The 2,518-nt window shown below is 37.5% G+C and carries 1 protein-coding gene and 1 pseudogene; both read right to left on the reverse strand.

From position 1 onward, the window contains the following. Positions 1-886 precede the first annotated feature (886 nt). The gene (locus tag H6X51_RS19725; protein WP_008651082.1) at positions 887-2,053 is read right to left on the reverse strand and encodes a tetracycline-inactivating monooxygenase Tet(X2); all 1,167 of its coding nucleotides are present in this window, start codon (positions 2,051-2,053) and stop codon (positions 887-889) included. A gap of 140 nt (positions 2,054-2,193) precedes the next feature. After that, positions 2,194-2,361 (reverse strand): annotated as a pseudogene (locus tag H6X51_RS19730) (tyrosine-type recombinase/integrase); the annotation flags it as partial. Positions 2,362-2,518: the final 157 nt, after the last annotated feature.

The raw sequence follows: 2,518 nt of genomic DNA on the forward strand, positions 1-2,518 counted from the left end.
GATCCAAAACGCTGGATCAGGGTGACCGCGCCCGTCTTGGCCACTTGGTGGGTATGGCCCGCTTTCTTGACCAGGTGGCCTTCACGCCATGGACTATTGCATCTAACGTCACGGTCGCTTCGCTCCGTTCTCGCTTTTTGTTAATCTTAAGCCAAATATAAAAATAATAATCGAAGTGTAGAATTTAAGTTCACTCAATAATAAGAATGGGGCGAAACGATCAGTTAGATGAAGTAATTTTGAAAGATACCATTGTCATTTCAGTAGTGTTTGTCTATACTATTAACACAGCTTTCGAAATTACGTAGTAGTCCTGGCGGAAATAAACTCTCTCGTCCCTCACGCTATTGTTCCGTTTTACAATTGCTTCAAGTTAACCTACTTGATGATGTTGTGAAACGGTAGCTTTTCTCCTTAAAAACTACTTCATTTTACTCATTTAAAAACAGTGGACAAAAGTTAGCTGGCAATACGTGAGATGATAAGCATGGTTTCAATATTTAACAACTGGTGTATTGATTATCTCAATTTTTATCGCTAACTTTAATAAAATCTGTTAGACGTGTCAACGTCACAAACATCCGAAGGAGTGTTTGCACGGTTTACCCGTAACAGATTTTAAAATCAGCTATCGCTGGTTTGTCCACTGTTTTTTTTAGTAAAATGAAAAGAGTTTTTAATGGGAGAAAGAAGCGTTCAATAGCGTAGGGGACGGCCTTCACGCCATGGACTATTGCATCTAACGTTTGGCAAATTGGCGATGGAGCCGACTTTTAGCACAAATGTTGAATAGAATTACTAATCTTCAACATTGCACAAAAGTTCAATAGAAGTACTTCACCGGCTCTATTGCCAATTTGTTTGTTATGTGCCGTTTTATTCCATTTTATACATTTAACAATTGCTGAAACGTAAAGTCGGGTTTAAACATTTCAATTTCGTTTTGAGTTGATTCTTCTTGTGCTTCTTTGCCATAGATAAACATTTGCTGTTCATAATTTTTAACAGCCTCTTCAATGCTATTAAATTTTCCATCGGCTAGATTATCAGACAATATCAAGGCATCCACCAACCCACTATTTACTCCCTGCCCTGCAAAAGGCGGCATCAAATGTGCGGCATCCCCAATCATTGTTATGGGTAATGGGCGCTTGCTTTTCCAAGGCTTTTCTAAAGGAAATATCCGTGTAGCCAATCCTACAAATGACAACGTCGTATGAATCAATTCTTTGTAGCGTTCGTCCCAATCGGAAAATTCTTTCAGAAGAAAATCAACGACACTATTTCTGTTTTGAAAATCTACCTGCGTTTGGTTTTTCCATTCATCAGGTGTTTTAAAACTTATTCCAAAATGCAATGCACCATTATTATTGGGGTTAGCAAATAATAAATTACCTTGGTGAGATGCCATTAGCCGGTTTCCATTGCATAGCTGAAAAAATCCAGGACAGTTTATCTCTGGTTGATGAATATCGGCTTGTATATTGAAAGTACCTGTTTCTTCAACTTCCGTGTCGGTAACAAATTTTCTTACCTTGGACATCCCGCCATTGGCAAGAATAACCAAATCTGCTGTTTCACTCGGTTTATTCTCAAAAGTTAGTGTCCACTTCTTCTTACCAGGTTCAAGCATAACAAGTTTTCTATCCCAAATAACCGTGTCGTTTTCTAAACTATTCAACAAGATAGCCCTTAAGTCATTTCTGTTTATTTCAGGATTGTCAAATCGATTTTCGGGCTTTACATTTTTTGTGGATAAAATATTGCCTTTTTCATCAGCAATATTTACACCCATTGGTAAGGCTAAGTCATAATAAGTTTGTAACAATCCCGCTTTTTTCATTGCTTCCTGACCTGAACCTTTGTGTAGGTCAAGGGTTCCACCAAAAATTCTTGCCTCTCGGTCGTTGTCTCTTTCGTAAACTGAAACGTCTATGCCGTTTTGCTGTAATAATTTTGCCATAGTCAGTCCAACGGGTCCACCACCAATTATTGCAACGTTCTTATCACTAAGTAAATTCATTTGTTTGTCTGTATCTATTCGCATTGTCATTCAAAAATGGCACATAACTTACTTATCTATACACTTAGCGGTCTAAAAGGTGTACAAATACAACACGATTCAGTTGATTTTATATACCTTCTTTAACTCTAAAGGTGTACAATATTTAGTGCAATATAAACTTTTTTTTATCATAAATCATCAAAAGGGCTCTTAATTTTTTCAATATTTTTAGTAGTGACATGTGTATAAATCTCTGTGGTGCGGCTACTATTATGGCCTAGCAACTCCTGGATGTATCGCAAATCTGTACCGTTTTCTAATAGATGTGTTGCATAACTGTGCCTTAACCAATGTAATGTGACAGGTTTTTTATATTAACTTTTTTTAAACTCTCTCCACTATACTGGACCTCTCTTCCTGCCCTCAAATAATTTAAAACGTATAGGAAGAATAAACGCCCTTTTCACCCAAGTCCAACAGCTTTGGACCGCAGTTGACTCTTTCGACACCCCT

Origin of the sequence: Halopseudomonas xiamenensis, assembly GCF_014219065.1 — a bacterium.
Classification (GTDB): Bacteria; Pseudomonadota; Gammaproteobacteria; order Pseudomonadales; family Pseudomonadaceae; genus Halopseudomonas; species Halopseudomonas xiamenensis.

Coding starts and splice junctions, on each gene's coding strand:
- H6X51_RS19725 (WP_008651082.1), bottom strand. CDS start 2,053: ATGACAATGCGAATAGATACAGACAAACAAATGAATTTACTTAGTGAT.